Annotated in this window: 15 protein-coding genes; 11 read left to right on the plus strand and 4 right to left on the minus strand. The window is 65.0% G+C overall.

All coding sequences use genetic code 11. The annotated features are described in order from the left end of the window. Window positions 1-84: 84 nt before the first annotated feature. On the minus strand, window positions 85-2,064 hold the full coding sequence (locus tag MFF62_RS15460; RefSeq protein WP_238264011.1) for a monovalent cation:proton antiporter family protein: 1,980 nt from the start codon (window positions 2,062-2,064) through the stop codon (window positions 85-87). A gap of 150 nt (window positions 2,065-2,214) precedes the next feature. On the opposite strand from MFF62_RS15460, the gene MFF62_RS15465 reads away from it, so the two are divergent. From MFF62_RS15465 to MFF62_RS15515, 11 genes are all read left to right on the plus strand, one after another. After that, the gene (locus MFF62_RS15465) at window positions 2,215-3,198 is read left to right on the plus strand and encodes a KpsF/GutQ family sugar-phosphate isomerase (protein WP_238264012.1); all 984 of its coding nucleotides are present in this window, start codon (window positions 2,215-2,217) and stop codon (window positions 3,196-3,198) included. A gap of 3 nt (window positions 3,199-3,201) precedes the next feature. Beyond that, complete coding sequence (lptC, locus tag MFF62_RS15470) at window positions 3,202-3,831, plus strand: LPS export ABC transporter periplasmic protein LptC (RefSeq protein WP_238264013.1); 630 nt, start codon at window positions 3,202-3,204, stop codon at window positions 3,829-3,831. Between the two features lie 65 nt (window positions 3,832-3,896). Next, window positions 3,897-4,541 (plus strand): lipopolysaccharide transport periplasmic protein LptA, encoded by a 645-nt coding sequence (lptA, locus tag MFF62_RS15475; RefSeq protein ID WP_238264014.1) that lies wholly within the window; start codon window positions 3,897-3,899, stop codon window positions 4,539-4,541. Window positions 4,542-4,563: 22 nt separating this feature from the next. Further along, window positions 4,564-5,364, plus strand: coding sequence for an LPS export ABC transporter ATP-binding protein (gene lptB / locus MFF62_RS15480; RefSeq protein ID WP_238264015.1), 801 nt, complete (start codon window positions 4,564-4,566; stop codon window positions 5,362-5,364). A 155-nt stretch (window positions 5,365-5,519) separates the two neighbouring features. Next, on the plus strand, window positions 5,520-7,001 hold the full coding sequence (locus tag MFF62_RS15485; protein WP_238264016.1) for an RNA polymerase factor sigma-54: 1,482 nt from the start codon (window positions 5,520-5,522) through the stop codon (window positions 6,999-7,001). A 50-nt stretch (window positions 7,002-7,051) separates the two neighbouring features. Beyond that, complete coding sequence (hpf, locus tag MFF62_RS15490) at window positions 7,052-7,405, plus strand: ribosome hibernation-promoting factor, HPF/YfiA family (RefSeq protein WP_066739680.1); 354 nt, start codon at window positions 7,052-7,054, stop codon at window positions 7,403-7,405. Between the two features lie 495 nt (window positions 7,406-7,900). Then, window positions 7,901-8,356 carry a PTS IIA-like nitrogen regulatory protein PtsN gene (gene ptsN, locus MFF62_RS15495; RefSeq protein WP_066739687.1) on the plus strand — a complete coding sequence of 152 codons (456 nt, stop codon included), beginning with the start codon at window positions 7,901-7,903 and terminating at the stop codon, window positions 8,354-8,356. A gap of 66 nt (window positions 8,357-8,422) precedes the next feature. After that, a complete protein-coding gene (gene hprK / locus MFF62_RS15500; RefSeq protein ID WP_092603200.1) occupies window positions 8,423-9,394 on the plus strand; it encodes an HPr(Ser) kinase/phosphatase in 972 nt (323 codons plus the stop codon). A 217-nt stretch (window positions 9,395-9,611) separates the two neighbouring features. Beyond that, entirely contained in the window at window positions 9,612-9,944 is a 333-nt protein-coding gene (locus tag MFF62_RS15505) for a PsiF family protein (RefSeq protein ID WP_238264017.1), read from the plus strand. Between the two features lie 126 nt (window positions 9,945-10,070). Continuing rightward, window positions 10,071-10,949 (plus strand): RNase adapter RapZ, encoded by an 879-nt coding sequence (rapZ, locus tag MFF62_RS15510; protein WP_238264018.1) that lies wholly within the window; start codon window positions 10,071-10,073, stop codon window positions 10,947-10,949. Window positions 10,950-11,006: 57 nt separating this feature from the next. Next, window positions 11,007-11,660: an LON peptidase substrate-binding domain-containing protein gene (locus MFF62_RS15515; protein WP_238264019.1), complete on the plus strand. Its 654-nt coding sequence runs from the start codon at window positions 11,007-11,009 to the stop codon at window positions 11,658-11,660. Between the two features lie 15 nt (window positions 11,661-11,675). Here MFF62_RS15515 and mutY read toward each other — a convergent pair whose 3' ends face one another. From mutY to mutM, 3 genes are all read right to left on the minus strand, one after another. Next, entirely contained in the window at window positions 11,676-12,845 is a 1,170-nt protein-coding gene (mutY, locus tag MFF62_RS15520) for an A/G-specific adenine glycosylase (protein WP_238264020.1), read from the minus strand. 74 nt (window positions 12,846-12,919) lie between these two features. After that, a complete protein-coding gene (locus MFF62_RS15525; protein WP_238264021.1) occupies window positions 12,920-14,863 on the minus strand; it encodes a dynamin family protein in 1,944 nt (647 codons plus the stop codon). A 322-nt stretch (window positions 14,864-15,185) separates the two neighbouring features. Beyond that, entirely contained in the window at window positions 15,186-16,076 is an 891-nt protein-coding gene (gene mutM / locus MFF62_RS15530) for a bifunctional DNA-formamidopyrimidine glycosylase/DNA-(apurinic or apyrimidinic site) lyase (RefSeq protein WP_238264022.1), read from the minus strand. Between the last annotated feature and the right edge of the window lie 264 nt (window positions 16,077-16,340).

Raw genomic sequence — 16,340 nt, forward strand, 5'->3', positions numbered from 1 at the left:
AGTCGAAATTTGAGCCGCTGGCCCTCTCCCCCAGCCCCTCTCCCGCGTTGCGGGAGAGGGGAGCAAACCAACCGGGGCGCGGCACTACTGCCGCACCAGCCGTTCCTCCGCCGACTCCAGCGCCTCCGGCGTCCCGCGTAGCACGATGATGTCGCCCGGTTCCAGCACGGTTTCGGGCTGCGGGTCGAAGGCGCGGATGCCGCGACGGCGCACGGCGGTTACTTCCACGCCGATCCGCTCCAGTCCCAGCGTGCCCAGGCGGCGCCCGACGGCCGTATGTTCCGGTCCGAGCGATATCGAGTGCAGGCGCACCGTATCGCGCTCGACCATGTCTTCCTCGTCGTCGCGACCGTGAAAGTAGCCCCGCAGCAGGCTGTAGCGCGCATCGCGCGCCTGCTGCACGCCGCGCACCACGCGGCGCATCGGCACGCCCAGCAGCACCAGCGCGTGCGAGGCCAGCATCAGGCTGCCTTCGATGATCTCTGGCACCACCTCGGTGGCGCCCGCCTTCTGCAGCGTGTCCAGCTCCGAGTCGTCCACGGTCCGCACGATCACGGGCATGGCCGGCGCCAGCTCCTGCACGTGATGCAGCACCTTCACGGCCGATGGCGTATTGGCGTAGGTCACCACCACCAGCGCCGCGCGGTGGATACCGGCGGCAATCAGCGATTCCCGGCGCCCCGCGTCGCCATAGACCACGGTGTCGCCCGCCGCCGCGGCCTCGCGCACGCGGTCGGGGTCCAGGTCCAGCGCCACATAAGTGATGCCCTCGCGCTCCAGCATGTGCGCCAGGTTCTGGCCGCTGCGGCCATAGCCGCAGATGATGGCGTGCTTTTCGGTCTGCAGGCTCTGCGCCGCGATGCGGGTCATGTTCAGCGACTGCATCAGCCATTCGTTGGCGGCAAATCGCAGCACGATGGCGTCGCTGTACTGGATCAGGAACGGCGCGGCCAGCATCGACAGCAGCATCGACGCCAGGATCACCTGGATCAGCACCGGGTCTACCAGACCCATGCCGTCGATCTGGTTCAGCAGCACGAAGCCGAACTCGCCGGCCTGGGCCAGCCCCAGCCCGGTCCGGATGGCCACCCCCTGGCGGGAGCCGAACAGGCGCGCCAGTCCGGTGATCAGCACCAGCTTGAAGAGGATCGGCACCACCAGCAGGCCCAGCACCAGCCAGATATGGTCGATCACCACGCGCACGTTGAGCAGCATGCCGATGGTGACGAAGAACAGGCCCAGCAGCACGTCGCGGAACGGCTTGATGTCTTCTTCCACCTGGTGGCGGTACGGCGTCTCGGAGATCAGCATGCCGGCCATGAAGGCGCCCAGCGCCATCGACAGGCCCAGCCGCTCGGTCAGCGCGGCCATGCCCAGCGTCACCAGCAACAGGTTCAGCATGAACAGTTCCTGCGACCGGCGCGCCGCCACGATGTGGAACCAGCGGCTCATCAGTTGCTGGCCGACGAAGAAGATCAGGCCCAGGGCCACCACGATCTTGACCGTGGCCAGGCCCAGCGCCACGGCCAGGTCGCCGGGGTCTCGCGACAGCGCCGGGATGATGATCAGCAGCGGCACCACGGCCAGATCCTGGAACAGCAGCACGCTGATGATGTTGCGGCCGTGCTCGCTTTCCAGCTCCATGCGCTCCGAAAGCATCTTGACCACGATGGCGGTCGACGACATGGCCAGCGCGCCGCCCAGCGCCACCGAGGCTTGCCAGGACAGCGGGAACGCCCAGCTGAACAGCCAGCTGGCCGGTATCACGGCCAGCATCGACAGCGCCACCTGCGAGCCGCCCAGGCCGAATACCAGCCGCTTCATGGCGCGCAGCTTGGTCAGGCTGAATTCCAGGCCGATCGAGAACATCAGGAAGACCACGCCGAATTCCGCCAGGTACTTGGTCTGCCCGGTATCGCTGGCCAGGCCCAGCGCGTGGGGGCCGATCAGGATGCCAACCGCCAGGTACCCGAGCATGGGCGGCAGTTGCAGCATGCGGAAGGCCACCACACCAAAGACGGCGGCGGCCAGCAGCACAAGGGTCAGTTCCAGCGGAGAATGCATTCGGCAGGCTTCAAAAACGCCAGCCGGGCACGCGCGCCGAGCCGGCATCTGCACCCCGCCGGCAAAAGACGGCAAGCGCGGCAGTCGTCACGGCAGCCGAGCGGGTAGCCGGGCCAGACGCCATCGCATTCGTTGGTATACTCCAGCGCCATGATAGCCAATTTCGATGCGAATCGAGCACTCGCGCTCGCCCGCCACACTCTCCAGATCGAGGCCGACGCCGTTGCGGCGCTGGCCGGCCGCCTGACGCCCGCCTTTACCAAGGCCGTCGAGATGATTCTCGGCTGCACCGGGCGCGTGGTCGTCTCGGGCATCGGCAAGTCCGGCCATATCGGCCGCAAGGTGGCCGCCACGCTGGCCTCCACGGGTACGCCGTCGTTCTTCGTGCATCCGGCCGAGGCCAGCCATGGCGACCTGGGCATGATCACCCGCGACGACGTCCTGATCGCCTTCTCCAACTCCGGCGAGACCGCCGAGCTGCTGTCGATCGTGCCGATCGTCAAGCGCATCGGCGCCGGACTGATCTCGATCACCGGCAATCCCGAATCGAACCTCGCCAAGCTGTCTGACGCGCACCTGGACGGCGCCGTCGCGCAGGAAGCCTGCCCGCTGAACCTGGCCCCCACGGCCAGCACCACGGCCGCGCTGGCCCTGGGCGACGCCCTGGCCGTGGCCGTGCTCGACGCACGCGGCTTTGGCGAGGAAGACTTCGCCCGCTCGCACCCGGGCGGCGCGCTGGGCCGCAAGCTGCTGACCCACGTGCGCGACGTCATGCGCACGGGCAATGCCGTGCCGGAGGTGCGCGAAAGCACGCCGCTGGCCCAGGCCCTGATGGAAATCACCCGCAAGGGCATGGCCATGACCGCCGTGGTAGACCCCGACGGCCATGCCGTGGGCGTGTTCACCGACGGCGACCTGCGCCGCCTGCTGGAAACCCCGCGCGACTGGAAGACCGTGCCCATCGGCGACGTCATGCACCGCAAGCCGCAGACGGTGCATCAGGACCAGCTTGCCGTGGAAGCCGTACAGATCATGGAAACGAACCGCATCAACCAGCTGCTGGTCGTCGATAGCGACGGCCGCCTGGTGGGCGCGCTCCATATCCATGACCTGACGCGCGCCAAGGTCATCTGAACGATGCCGGAATTCCTGTCCAGACTCACCGGCATGGTCATGCGGCTGCTGCCGCTGCTGCTGATGGCCATCGTCGCCGGCAGCACGTTCTGGCTGGTGCAGCTGAACTCGCCGCACGAGAGCAGCGACCAGTCGCGCGCCAAGCGCCACGAGCCCGACTACTGGATGGAGCGCTTCTCGGCCACCGAACTGGCCGAGGACGGCACCACCAAGCTGCGCTTCACCGGCGTGAAGATGGTGCACTTCGAGGATGACCTGACCTACGAGGTCACCACGCCGGCCATGCGTTCGTACGAGCCGGACCGGCCGCCCGTGACGGCCAACTCCGACCGGGGCGTGATGAATTCCGAAGGTTCGGTGATCGACCTGTATGGCAATGCGTTCGTGATCCGGCAGGCCGGACCGGACCCGTCGAAGGACCCGCGCATGACCGCGGCGTCGCAATACTTCCAGTTGCTGGTCAACGACGACATCGTCAAGACCGACAAGTCGGTGCAGCTCACGCGCGGCCCGTCGGTCATGACCGCCAACGGCATGATCTTCAATAACGTCACCCGCGAAGTACAATTGCTGGGCAACGTGCGCGGCACCATCATCATGAATTCGCCGCAGGGGCAAGCCAGGACCCAGTGACCCCGGGGGGCGTAACAAGCCCCGGGGCATCCTGGCCGCCGTCCATATCTCACCATTCGCCAAACATGACCGCATCCCTGACGACATCGTCCTGTCGCCGCCTCGCGCCCGCCCTGCTGGCGGCCATTGCCGCCCTCGGCCTGACGCTGGCCTCGCCGGCCTTCGCCGAACGCGCGGACCAGGGCAAGCCGCTGGTGCTGGAGGCCGACAACGCCAGCTACGATGACGTCAAGCAGATCTACACGCTCACCGGCAACGTCGTGCTGACCAAGGGCACGATGGTGCTGAAGTCCGATGCGGCGGAGCTGCGCACCGACCCCGAGGGCTACCAGTACGCCATCGCCACGTCCAAGCCCGGGCGCCAGGCCTATATCCGCCAGAAGCGCGACGGCGTGGACGAGTACATCGATGGCTGGGGCGACCGCATCGAATACGACGGCAAGTCCGAGATCAACAAGCTGATCGGCCATGCCCGTGCAGCACGCGTGTCGGGCGCCGGCGCGAAGGTCATCGACGAGATTCGCGGCGCCGTGATTACCTACGACAGCCGCAACGAGTACTACACGGCCGCCGGCGGCGACAACAACACCACGACCGGCAACCCGTCGGGCCGCGTGCGCGCCGTGCTGTCGCCGCGTGCCGACGCCAGCGCCCCGGCCGCGTCCGGCGCACCGCTGGACCTGAAGCCGTCCACGCCGCCCAAGCCTTAACGATCCGAATACGCCAGTCCTGATGAACGATACCGCCACGCTCGCCGCCTCTGCCTCGTCACCCGCCTCCGCCGTCCGCACCGACAGCAGCACGCTGGTCGTGCGTCACCTGAAGAAGCGCTACGGCACCCGCACGGTGGTCAAGGACGTATCGCTCGACGTGAAGAGCGGCGAAGTGGTGGGCCTGCTGGGCCCGAACGGCGCCGGCAAGACCACGTCCTTCTACATGATCGTGGGCCTGGTAGCGCTGGACGAAGGCGACATCGTGCTGGACGACCAGCACATCAGCGGGCTGGCCATCCACGAGCGCGCGCGCATGGGCCTGTCCTACTTGCCGCAGGAAGCCTCGGTGTTCCGCAAGCTCAACGTGGAAGAGAACATCCGCGCCGTGCTGGAACTGCAGGTGGAAAACGGCAAGTCGCTGAGCAAGGCCGAGATCGACCGCCGCCTGGATTCGCTGCTCGACGACCTGCAGATTGCCCACCTGCGCAACAACCCCGCGCTGTCGCTGTCGGGTGGCGAGCGCCGCCGTGTGGAAATCGCACGCGCGCTGGCGTCGTCGCCGCGCTTCATCCTGCTGGACGAGCCGTTTGCCGGCGTGGACCCGATCGCCGTGGGCGAAATCCAGCGCATCGTCAGCTTCCTGAAGGCGCGCAACATCGGCGTGCTGATCACCGACCACAACGTGCGTGAAACGCTGGGCATCTGCGACCACGCGTACATCATCAGCGAAGGCACCGTGCTTGCAGCCGGACAGCCCGAGGAAATCATCGCCAACGAGTCCGTGCGACGCGTCTACCTGGGCGAAAACTTCCGCATGTGATGCCGGGCCGCATCGGCGGCCCTCCCCTCCAGGCAGGTCATTTTTACCGCACTTGCCGTCGGCTTTTCCAAAGCCGTTTCCGATCAGGAAGCAGAAGCGATAGGTTGTAGCAAATTCCGTTCCAACAACGGAAAGATGCGCATAGAATAGGTCGCATGAAACCTTCGCTTCAGCTCCGTCTCTCCCAGCATCTGGCCCTGACGCCGCAACTGCAGCAGTCGATCCGGCTCCTGCAGCTTTCCACGCTCGAACTGCAACAGGAAGTGGAACAGGCGCTGACGGAAAACCCGCTGCTTGAACGCGAGAACGACTGGATCGAAAGCCCCCTGCGCGTGGCGGCCGACGGTTCGGTCAACCTGCAGAGCGCCCCGGCGCCGGCACCGGCCGAGCCGCAGGGCAATGGCGACGACCGCCAGGAGAATGCAGCAGGTGGCGATGAAGAAGGTTTCAGCGACAGCGGCGGCGAAGACTACGGCAACGACTGGAGCCTCGACGACTTCGCACGTCGTCCCCAGGGCGACGAAGACGAAAAGACGCCGATGCAGTTGCGCGATGCCGATCCCACGCTGCGCGAATACCTGATGGAGCAACTGACGCCGCTCAAGATTTCTGCGCGCGACAAGGGCCTGGCCATCTTCCTGATCGAATCGCTCGATGACGACGGCTACCTGAGCGCATCACTGGAGGAAATTTTCTCGGAACTCCCCGAGGAACTCGAATTCGAAGTGGAGGAAGTGCAGTCGATGCTCACGCTGCTGCAGAGCTTTGATCCGCCCGGCGTGGGCGCACGCAATGCCGCGGAATGCCTGAGCCTGCAACTGAAACGCCTGCAGCATCCGCAGCGCGAGCTGGCGCTGTCCATCGTGAATCGCCATCTCGAACTGCTTGCCGTCAGGGATTACACGCGCCTAAAGAAAGCGCTGCAGGTTGACGAAATTGCATTAAAGGCCGCGCACGACTTGATCCGCTCGCTGGCACCGTACCCAGGGCATGCGTATAGCCGCCCGGAAGCGGATTTCGTGGTGCCGGATGTGTTCGTGCGCAAGAGCGGCAGCGGATGGATTGCACAGCTGAATCCGGACGTGATGCCACGCCTGCGCATCAACGACATGTACGCGCAGATTTTGCGCGGTGCAAAAGGTGAAGCGGGTGCCGCGGGGCTGCAGCAGAAGCTGCAGGAAGCGCGGTGGCTCATCAAGAACATCCAGCAGAGATTCGATACGATCCTGCGTGTTGCGCAGGCAATTGTGGAGCGTCAGAAGAACTTTTTTTCGCACGGCGAAATAGCAATGCGCCCCTTGGTTTTGCGGGAAATAGCCGATACACTCGGTTTACATGAGTCGACCATTTCCCGGGTGACCACGAACAAATACATGGCCACGCCAATGGGTACTTTCGAGTTGAAGTACTTCTTTGGTAGCCACGTCTCCACCGAGACGGGCGGCGCGGCCTCATCCACGGCGATCCGCGCGCTGATCAAGCAACTGATAGGAGCCGAAGACCCCAGGAATCCTCTTTCCGACAGCCGCATCGCCGAATTGCTGGGCGAACAGGGCTTTGTGGTCGCACGCCGCACGGTGGCCAAATACCGCGAAGCGCTGAAGATCCCCGCAGTGAATCTCCGCAAGTCTTTGTAGCCGAGCCGCAACCGCCTGCCTGGTGCGGCTCTTTCAGAAGGAGAAGCGCTATGAACTTCAAGATCAGTGGACACCACCTCGACATCACGCCCCCGCTGCGTGAGTATGTGGAAACGAAACTGGAGCGAATTGTCAGGCATTTCGATCAGGTCATTGGCGTGAGCGTGCTGCTATCTGTCGACAACCACAAGGAAAAGGACAAGCGGCAATATGCGGAAATCAATCTGCACCTGAAGGGCAAGGACATCTTCGTCGAAGCGCACCATGAAGACCTGTACGCTGCGATCGACTGTCTGGTCGACAAACTCGACCGGCAGGTGATCCGCTACAAGGATCGCGTGCAAGGGCATGACCGGGAAGCGGTCAAGTACCAGATGGCCGAAGCCCAGCTACAGCAACAATAGGCTGGCAAATCCTTAACTGCCCCTGAAAGAGGACGTACCGTCCCCTGAGAGGACCGATAGGAAGAGAGCAAAGCCGCGCATCAGCGCGGCTTTTTTGATGGTGGCGGCCGATCCCTGCCCCGCGACGCCGCGTTACCTGGACGCCACGCCGAAGGCCCCTTGATACGCAAGAGGTGTTCGCATCCGGCGCGGCTCGGTGTATGCTGCGCCATACAAGAACGACAGGCAGAACGGTCCCGGTGAACCACACGGCATGCCGCATGACAAAGATCATGCGGGGTTGGTGGCAGCACCGGGTGGGCATACCGGCCGGCAGACTGTGGCACCACCCACGGCACCGGCGCTGCATCGCACAAGCGCGCTGCAGCCCTGCTCTATAATGGCCGGACGCTCCAATGCGGGCGTCCAATAAGCACTCGATATCCTGAATTGCCCCACCCTGGCGGGACGGCATTTGTGCGCCGTATCGCCACCCTGACTTCTCGTGCATCGCCCATGAATCGTTTGGCCAAATTGCTGCCACCCGGCAACATCCATCTCGACGTCACCGTCACCAGCAAGAAGCGGGTCTTCGAGCAAGCCGGGCTCCTGTTCGAGAACAACCATGGGGTTGCCCGGGCTACCGTCACCGACAACCTTTTCGCGCGCGAATCGCTAGGGTCCACGGGCCTGGGCGCCGGTGTAGCGATTCCGCATGGCCGCATCAAGGGCCTGAAGCAGCCGCTGGCGGGCTTCATGCGCCTGGCCGAGCCGATTCCGTTCGAATCGCCCGATGGCAAGCCCGTCTCGCTGCTGATCTTCCTGCTGGTGCCCGAACAGGCCACGCAGCAGCATCTTGAAATTCTCTCGGAAATCGCGCAATTGCTGTCGGATCGCGAGATGCGCGAGGGCCTGGCCACGCTGCCTACGCCCGAAGCCGTTCATCAGTTGCTGACCGAATGGCACCCGTGACGATCCGTAGGCTGGCCACGCGGCCCGCCTGACGCCATATCGCCCCCTCGTAGAAAGTTATCCCGCATGGAACTCACCGGCGTCACCTCGCAGTCGATCTTCGACGACAACGCAGCCGACATCAAATTGTCGTGGGTAGCCGGTCTGGAAGGGGCCGATCGTGCCTTCGACGTCGAATTCGCACGCGAAGCCACTTCCGCCGCCGATCTGGTTGGCCACTTGAACCTGATCCACCCGAACCGGATCCAGGTGCTGGGCAAACCCGAGATCCAGTACTACCAGCGCCTGGACGACGAACCGCGCAAGCGGCAGATGGGCGAACTGATCCTGCTGGAGCCGCCCTTCCTGGTGGTGGCCGACGGCATGGAGCCGCCGCCCGACCTGGAACTGCGCTGCACGCGCTCGTCCACGCCGCTGTTCACCACGCCGGTGTCGTCGGCGGCCGTGATCGACCACCTGCGTCTGTACCTGTCGCGCATTTCCGCGCCGCGCGTGACGATGCACGGCGTCTTCCTCGACATCCTGGGGATGGGCGTGCTGATCATGGGCGAATCGGGCCTGGGCAAGAGCGAACTGGGCCTGGAACTGATCTCGCGCGGCCACGGCCTGGTGGCCGACGACGCCGTGGACTTTGTCCGGCTGGGCCCTGACTTCATCGAAGGCCGCTGCCCGCCGCTGCTGCAGAACCTGCTGGAAGTGCGCGGCCTGGGCCTGCTCGACATCAAGACGATCTTCGGTGAAACGGCCGTTCGCCGGAAGATGAAGCTCAAGCTCGTGGTGCAGCTGGTACGCCGCAACGACGGCGAATTCGAACGGCTCCCGCTCGATTCGCAATACCTCGACGTGCTTGGCCTGCCGATCCACATGGTGAAGATCCAGGTGGCGGCCGGCCGCAACTTGGCCGTTCTGGTCGAAGCCGCCGTGCGCAACACGATCCTGCGCCTGCGCGGCATCGATACGCTGCGCGACTTCATGGACCGCCAGCGTGCTGCCATGCAGGCCGATGTGGTGTCGCGCGGACAGGGCCGGCTGCTCTGACTGCCCGCCGCCGAACGGCGGCTTGAAAGCGGCCCGACACCAGGCAAACGCCCGCCATTGCAGCGGGCGTTTTTCATTTGCTTACAAGGCTGGCGCGGCATGCGTCAACGGACTGTAGGCGGCCGCCGTTTTGTGCTGTAATGGGCGCCGAGCCCATGTTCCGCCAGCCGAGACACGGCGCGCGGCCACGATGTGTTTCCACAGCCTGGAGAGAAGCATGAAGAAGCTGATCGCAATGTGTGTGCTGGTTACCCCCCTGTTCGCCACGGGCGCGTTTGCCCAGGGCGCCTCGGCTCCGGCCGCATCGGGCAAGACCGCCCAGCAGGAAAAGATGGCCGCCTGCTCGAAGCAGAACAAAGGCAAGAAGGGCGACGAATACAAGAAGGCCCAGAGCGAGTGCCTGTCGGGCAGCGCCCCGGCCGCGGCCGCCGAACCCAAGACCCAGCAGGAAAAGATGTCGGCCTGCAGCAAGCAGAACAAGGGCAAGAAGGGCGACGACTACAAGAAGGCCATGAGCGACTGCCTGTCGTCGGGCAAGCCGTCGGCGTAATCAGCCGACGACCACCGAACCGGTTGATTTCCGGCACGAAAATGGCGAATCGCAGGCGATTCGCCATTTTTGTTTGGTTCAAGCTGTCATGACGCGGTTATCTTGCGGTGCTATCCTTGCGTCGCTATGCGGATCATTCTCATCACCGGAATTTCCGGCTCCGGCAAGTCTGTCGCCCTGAACGTCCTGGAAGATGCAGGCTATTACTGCGTCGACAACCTGCCTGCCCAGTTCATCCCCGATCTCACCGCCTATCTGGCTGACCAGGGTTACACACATCTTGGCGTCGCCACCGATATCCGCAGCCGCGAATCGCTGGCGCGGCTGCCGGGCACGGTACGTGAACTCTCCGCCAACCATCAGGTGCAGGTGCTGTTCCTGACAGCGAACACCGATGCGCTGGTGCAGCGCTATTCCGAGACGCGCCGCCGGCATCCGCTGTCGCCGCAACTGGAAAGCGGCGCCGATGCGACGGGCAGCAAGTCACTGATCGAAGCCATCGAGATGGAGCGCGAACTGCTCAGTCCGCTGGCCGAATCCGCGCATCGCATCGATACCAGCGACGTGCGCACCAACACGCTGCGCAGCTGGGTCAAGGAGCTGATCCACGACGACAGCGCCACCGGCCAGTCGCTGACGCTGCTGTTCGAATCGTTCGGCTTCAAGCATGGCGTGCCCAGCGATGCCGACATCGTGTTCGACGTGCGCTCGCTGCCCAACCCCTATTACGACCTGGCCCTGCGTCCGCTGACCGGCCGCGACGCCCCGGTGGCGGACTTCCTGCAGAGCCAGCCGATGGTGCTGGCGATGGCCGAGGATATCCGCGCCTACGTGGAGAAGTGGCTGCCGAGTTTCATTGCCGACAATCGCAGCTACCTGACCGTCGCCATCGGCTGCACGGGTGGCCAGCATCGGTCGGTATTCATCGCCGAACGACTCGCCAACTATTTCCGGGCCCATGGTAATGTGCTGGTCAGACACCGCGAATTGGCCGCAGCCGGCTGAAGCGCGGTCCTGAAGGAGCGGCGCCTGGTCGCCGTACCGCCACTGGAGCGGCCTCGCATGTCGACAATTCCACCCGACACCGCATCCGCCAGCGCCACGCTCGATGCGCTGCCGCTATTTCCTCTCAATACGGTCCTCTTTCCCGACGGCCGCCTGCCGCTGCGCGTGTTCGAAAAACGCTATGTCGACATGGTGCGCAACTGCATGCGCGACGGCGAGCCGTTTGGCGTCTGCCTGCTCTCCAGCGGCGAGGAAGTTGCGCGTGCGGGGCATGAAGCGGTACCCGAGGAAATTGGCTGCCTGGCCCATATCGTCGACTGCAACATGGAGCAGCTTGGCGTGCTCCTGATCGAGACGCGCGGCCGGCAGCGTTTTCGCGTGCTGTCCCACACCACACGGGACGACGGCCTGCTGGTGGCCCAGGCGGAACTGCTGCCCGACGATGTCATCGACTGCAAGCTCGAATTGCTGAGCGAATGCCTGGATGCCTTGCGGCGTATCGTCGCCTCGGTCCACACCGAACAGCCCGACAAGTCCAGGTTGCCGTTTGCCGAACCCTACCTCTGGGACAACCCGACCTGGGTGGCCAATCGACTGTGCGAACTGCTGCCCGTACCGCTCAAGGCCAAGCAGATGCTGATGGCGTTGCCCGACGCCGGCATGCGCATCGAGATCGTGCACCGCTACATGCGGCAGCACCATATCGTCTGATATCGCGCCCTGAAGTCAGAACAGCCCGATGCGGGCCTGATCTTCCAGCAGCCGCCGCACCGGCGCCGGCGTGCCCAGCGCATCGAGATCGTCGAGCGACAGCCAGCGTACCGCGCCATTTTCCGTAGCGCCCCCCTTCACCTGCGCCGTTGCGGCATCCAGATCCACACGAATGGCCCGGATCAGCAGCCGGAAGTGGGTGAAGACATGCGTCAGCTCGCCGGCGAGATACGCTCGCGCGGGCTGGCCGTAGGGCCGGGCCGCTTCCAGTGCGGCATCCTCGGCCGCCTCTGAGTCGAAGGGCAGCGACTCCACGGCGATTTCCGGCAGGCTCCAGAGTCCGCCCCAGATGCCGCTGTCGGACCGCAGCTTGACCAGCACGTCGCGCCCATGACGGACGATTAGCATCACGGTGCTGCGCTCGGGAATCGCGGCACGCGGCTTGGGCGTGGGCAACGCGGCGGTCAGTCCGTCGCGGCGCGCCACGCAATCCACGGCCAGCGGACAGGCATCGGCATCAACCAGGCAAGCCGGTTTGCCGCGCGAACAGATCGTGGCGCCCAGGTCCATCAATCCCTGCGTATAGGCCACCATGTTCTCGGCCTGGTCCGACCCGGCCGGTGGCAGTGCCTGTTCCGCCAGCGCCCACATGCGCGTCTCGATGGCGCGCTCGCCCGGATAGCCGTGGATGCCGAACACGCGTGCAAAGACGCGCTTGACGTTGCCGTCCAGGATCGGCGAGCGCACGCCAGCGCTGAAGGCCGCGATGGCGGCCGCCGTCGAGCGCCCGATGCCGGGCAGCGTGACCAGCACGGCCGGATCTGTCGGAAAGACGCCGCCGTGATCGTCGACGACCATCTTCGCGCAGCGATGCAGGTTGCGCGCCCGCGAGTAGTAGCCCAGGCCCGCCCAGAGCGCCATCACCTCGTCGGCGGGCGCCGCGGCCAGCGCCGCCACGGTGGGCAGGGCTGTCACAAAGCGCTGGAAGTATTCGATCACGGCCGCCACCTGCGTCTGCTGGAGCATGATCTCCGAGAGCCAGATGCGATACGGGTCGCGCGTGTTTTGCCAGGGCAGGTCGTGCCGGCCGTGCTGGCGCTGCCATGTGACCACGCGCATGCCGAAATCGGCGGGCACGGCGGTGGAGTCGAGAGGCGCGGGAACGGCGGCAGGCTTGCGGGGCATTGCGGGATCTGGAAAAGAAAAGCGCCGCTCTGAAGGCGGCGCCACATGATACAGCGTCAGGGGAAGGAGCCCGGTCAGGCGGCTTGGGCCGAAGCCTCCACCGGCACGTCCAGCAGCTTGCGCGTGAACGATTCGATCTTCGTGCTGCGCTCGTCCAGCCCGTTGAGCACGCTTTCCAGCTCGGCGATGCGGCTCTCCAGCGTGTCGGTGGCCTCGTGGATGCGCTCGATCGAATCCACGCGGCGGCGCAGTTGCTTCTGGTGCTCGCGCACCTGCGCCTCCAGCGGCGTCATCACCGACTTGAGCCAGATTTCGATGTCGCGGTTCAGGTCGCGGAAGTTCTCCAGCACGCGGCTGGCCATCGTCGCAAACGCGTTCTGCACCAGTTGCGGACGCGACCGCGTCAGCATGTTCACGGTACCGAAGTGCGCGTTGACCAGCGCCAGCGTTTCCTGCAGCTCGTTCGTGTAGCGCGACGTCACGAACTGCATCGGCGAAGGCAGCGTGAAGCCGTGCTCGGCGTTGAAGCGCCGGTACATGCTGTCCACCAGCTGGTGCAGCTCGCCGATCTTGCGGTCGGACTCCTGGATCAGTCCGGTCAACTGGCCGAACAGCGCCTCCATGTCCTCGCGCAGGCCGCGCGAGAAGAAGCGTTCCTTCATCTGCTCGCGCTTGTCGCGCATCGTGCGCCGTACGTCGCGCAGTTGCAGGCTCTTGATGATGTCGGCGCTATGACGGCCAAACACCAAGCGCAGCGCTTGGAACTTGGCGATGCTCTGCTCGAATTCGTCCTTCTCGCTCTGCACGCGCAACAGCATGTGCTTGACCATCGCGTGGTTCTTGCCGCGCAGGCCGCGCAGCTCGAACAACTGCTCGACGATGTCGCGGCGGCGGCTCTGCAGCAACTGCTGCGCGCCGCGCGACATGTCCTGCACCAGGCGCTGCACCTGGTCGGACACGATCTCGCGCCGCTGCGGAATCAGCTGATCCGACAGCACGTGCTCGAACTGCATCAGGTTGCTGCGCACCAGCATGGGCTGGTCGTGCGTGACCTTGGCCACCAGGCCCTTCTGCGCGGACACCGGATACACGCGGCGTTCCTCGATGCCCAGCGTCTGCGCCGTGGTTCGCACCTGACGCGAAATCTCGCTGGCGATCTCGGGCGACGTCTTGAGCGGGTCCCACAACCCGTCGATCTTGTTCAGCACGGCCAGGCAGCCGCGGCGATGCCCGGCGCCCACGTGGCTGCGCCACAGCGCGAGGTCGCTCTTGGTCACGCCGGCATCGGCGGCCAGCACGAACACCACCACGTGCGCATCGGGAATCAGGCGCAGCGTCAGTTCGGGTTCGGTACCGATGGCGTTCAGGCCCGGCGTGTCCAGAATGACCAGACCCTGGCGCAGCAGCGGATGCGGGAAGTTGATCACCGCATGGCGCCAGCGCGAGATTTCCACCATGCCGTCGGCATCGACGGAATACGCAGCGTCCGGGTCGTTTTCGTTGTACAGGCCCAGCGATTCGGCCATGGCCGGCGTCACGCGCGTGGTTTCCACCACGTGCTGGAACGCGGCCAGCATGCCTTCGGGCGACGACGGGTCCAGCGGCACCGTGGTCCAGTGCGAATTGGACGAGCCCGGTTCCATGAAGTCGGCGGTCGAGGCGTCTTGCAGACGCGTCTCGATCGGCAACAGCCGGATGCTCGGGGGCTCGTTTTCGTCGTAGCGCAGCTCGGTCGGACACATCGTCGTGCGTCCGGCGGACGACGGCAGGATGCGGCGACCGTAGTCGGCAAAGAAGATGGCGTTGATCAGTTCGCTCTTGCCGCGCGAAAATTCGGCAATGAACGCAACCTTGAGCCGGTCGCTCTTGAGCACGTTCTGGATGCGCTGCGCGCGGTCGTCCGCGGTGGCGTCATGCAGGTCGTACTGTTGCAGCCAGGACTGGAATTCGGCGAGTGACTGAAGGACCCCGGTTCTCCAGGCGCCATATTGTTCGAATTGATGGGCGAGGCTCGTCATGAGTGATTCGCTGTGTCGGCTCGGTTTTATGGTTTTGGGCGCGTACCGCACGACTGGCGCCGGGCTTGTCCGTTGACCCGCGGACCCGATACCAGCCGATCTGCCGGATACCCAGTCGGAACGGGCGACTCCGGCAGTTTTTGTAACTTTTTATGACTGCGCACACGATACAGGTTTCCGGACACATTTTGTGGAATTCACGCCCCTTCTGAGGCTTCTGTACCACGAGTGTTGCGCCGATCCATCGGCAATGGTTGGCGACAATGTTTCGCCGCCGCGCGGGGGCGGCAGTTGTCCGCTCAACCGTGTCCGAGCGTGCGTCTTAGTGCTGGCAGTGCGGACAGTAGAAGGTGGACCGCTGGCCCTGGACGATCTGCCGGATGGAAGTGCCGCAAACACGACATGGCTCGCCGGCCCGGTCGTAGACCAGGCAATCGAGCTGGAAGTAACCGCTGCTGCCGTCGCTGCCCACGAAGTCACGCAGCGTGGTGCCGCCCCGGGCAATGGCTTCGGTCAGCGTTTCGCGCACCGCTACGGCAAGCTTGTCGTAGCGCGCGAGGCTGATCTTGCCGGCGGGGGTGGTGGGACGGATACCGGCCCGGAACAGGCTCTCGGAGCAGTAGATATTGCCAACGCCGACCACGATCTCGCCGGCCAGCAGCGCCTGCTTGATCGCCATCGAGCGGCCGCGCGTGAGCCTGTGGAACCAGGCCCCGTCGAAGCGCGGGTCGAACGGCTCCAGGCCAAGCCGGCGCAGCAACGGATGCTCGGACAGCGCCGCCTCGGCCAGCGGCGTCCAGATGATGGCGCCGAAGCGGCGTGGATCGCGGAAGCGCAGCACCATGTTGGCGCCGTCGCCCGGGCCATCGGCGGGTGCAAGTTCGATATCGAGGTGATCGTGCGAGCCAGCGGGCGGCGCGTCGACATGGACGCGCAGCGTGCCGGTCATGCCCAGGTGGACGAGTAGCCAGCCGGGAGCGCTGTCATCCGCCGTGGCGTGGTCGGCATTCGCGGCCGGCAGGCATTCAAGCAGCAGATACTTGCCACGCCGCTCGATGCGGCCGATCACGCGCCCCGTCAGCCGCGCTTCGAGTTCGGGCTCGACAGGCCAGCGCAGCCCACGATGACGCACGGTCACCTGGACGATACGGCGACCCACCACATGCGGCAGCAATCCGCGCCGCGTGACTTCGACTTCTGGCAATTCTGGCATCGCGCCTTGCATCTCCCGACCGGAATCCGGCCCAGCTTCCACAGCCTGCAGAACCTATCGCCCGCTTTTGCGCTCCAATGACGCAGGGAATTCCCTGCCGCCACGCACCATTGTGCGGGTTCCCATACGTAAGCGCCCCGCGAGGCAAGCAGCGCATTGTAGCGGCAGGCTACAATGCCCCCATCCATTCCCACGCCCCGTGCGCCGGAGCTTTGATTCATGCCGGACCAAATCTTGCCCCTTAAGGCCATGCGCCCGGAATCC

The sequence above is a fragment of the Cupriavidus pauculus genome, from assembly GCF_022179805.1.
Lineage (GTDB): Bacteria > Pseudomonadota > Gammaproteobacteria > Burkholderiales > Burkholderiaceae > Cupriavidus > Cupriavidus pauculus_E.

Bases quoted from the DNA above. Each gene is read 5' to 3' on its own strand.
- MFF62_RS15460 (WP_238264011.1), bottom strand. From the start codon at position 2,064: ATGCATTCTCCGCTGGAACTGACCCTTGTGCTGCTGGCCGCCGCCGTC.
- MFF62_RS15465 (WP_238264012.1), top strand. From the start codon at position 2,215: ATGATAGCCAATTTCGATGCGAATCGAGCACTCGCGCTCGCCCGCCAC.
- lptC (WP_238264013.1), top strand. From the start codon at position 3,202: ATGCCGGAATTCCTGTCCAGACTCACCGGCATGGTCATGCGGCTGCTG.
- lptA (WP_238264014.1), top strand. From the start codon at position 3,897: ATGACCGCATCCCTGACGACATCGTCCTGTCGCCGCCTCGCGCCCGCC.
- lptB (WP_238264015.1), top strand. From the start codon at position 4,564: ATGAACGATACCGCCACGCTCGCCGCCTCTGCCTCGTCACCCGCCTCC.
- MFF62_RS15485 (WP_238264016.1), top strand. From the start codon at position 5,520: ATGAAACCTTCGCTTCAGCTCCGTCTCTCCCAGCATCTGGCCCTGACG.
- hpf (WP_066739680.1), top strand. From the start codon at position 7,052: ATGAACTTCAAGATCAGTGGACACCACCTCGACATCACGCCCCCGCTG.
- ptsN (WP_066739687.1), top strand. From the start codon at position 7,901: ATGAATCGTTTGGCCAAATTGCTGCCACCCGGCAACATCCATCTCGAC.
- hprK (WP_092603200.1), top strand. From the start codon at position 8,423: ATGGAACTCACCGGCGTCACCTCGCAGTCGATCTTCGACGACAACGCA.
- MFF62_RS15505 (WP_238264017.1), top strand. From the start codon at position 9,612: ATGAAGAAGCTGATCGCAATGTGTGTGCTGGTTACCCCCCTGTTCGCC.
- rapZ (WP_238264018.1), top strand. From the start codon at position 10,071: ATGCGGATCATTCTCATCACCGGAATTTCCGGCTCCGGCAAGTCTGTC.
- MFF62_RS15515 (WP_238264019.1), top strand. From the start codon at position 11,007: ATGTCGACAATTCCACCCGACACCGCATCCGCCAGCGCCACGCTCGAT.
- mutY (WP_238264020.1), bottom strand. From the start codon at position 12,845: ATGCCCCGCAAGCCTGCCGCCGTTCCCGCGCCTCTCGACTCCACCGCC.
- MFF62_RS15525 (WP_238264021.1), bottom strand. From the start codon at position 14,863: ATGACGAGCCTCGCCCATCAATTCGAACAATATGGCGCCTGGAGAACC.
- mutM (WP_238264022.1), bottom strand. From the start codon at position 16,076: ATGCCAGAATTGCCAGAAGTCGAAGTCACGCGGCGCGGATTGCTGCCG.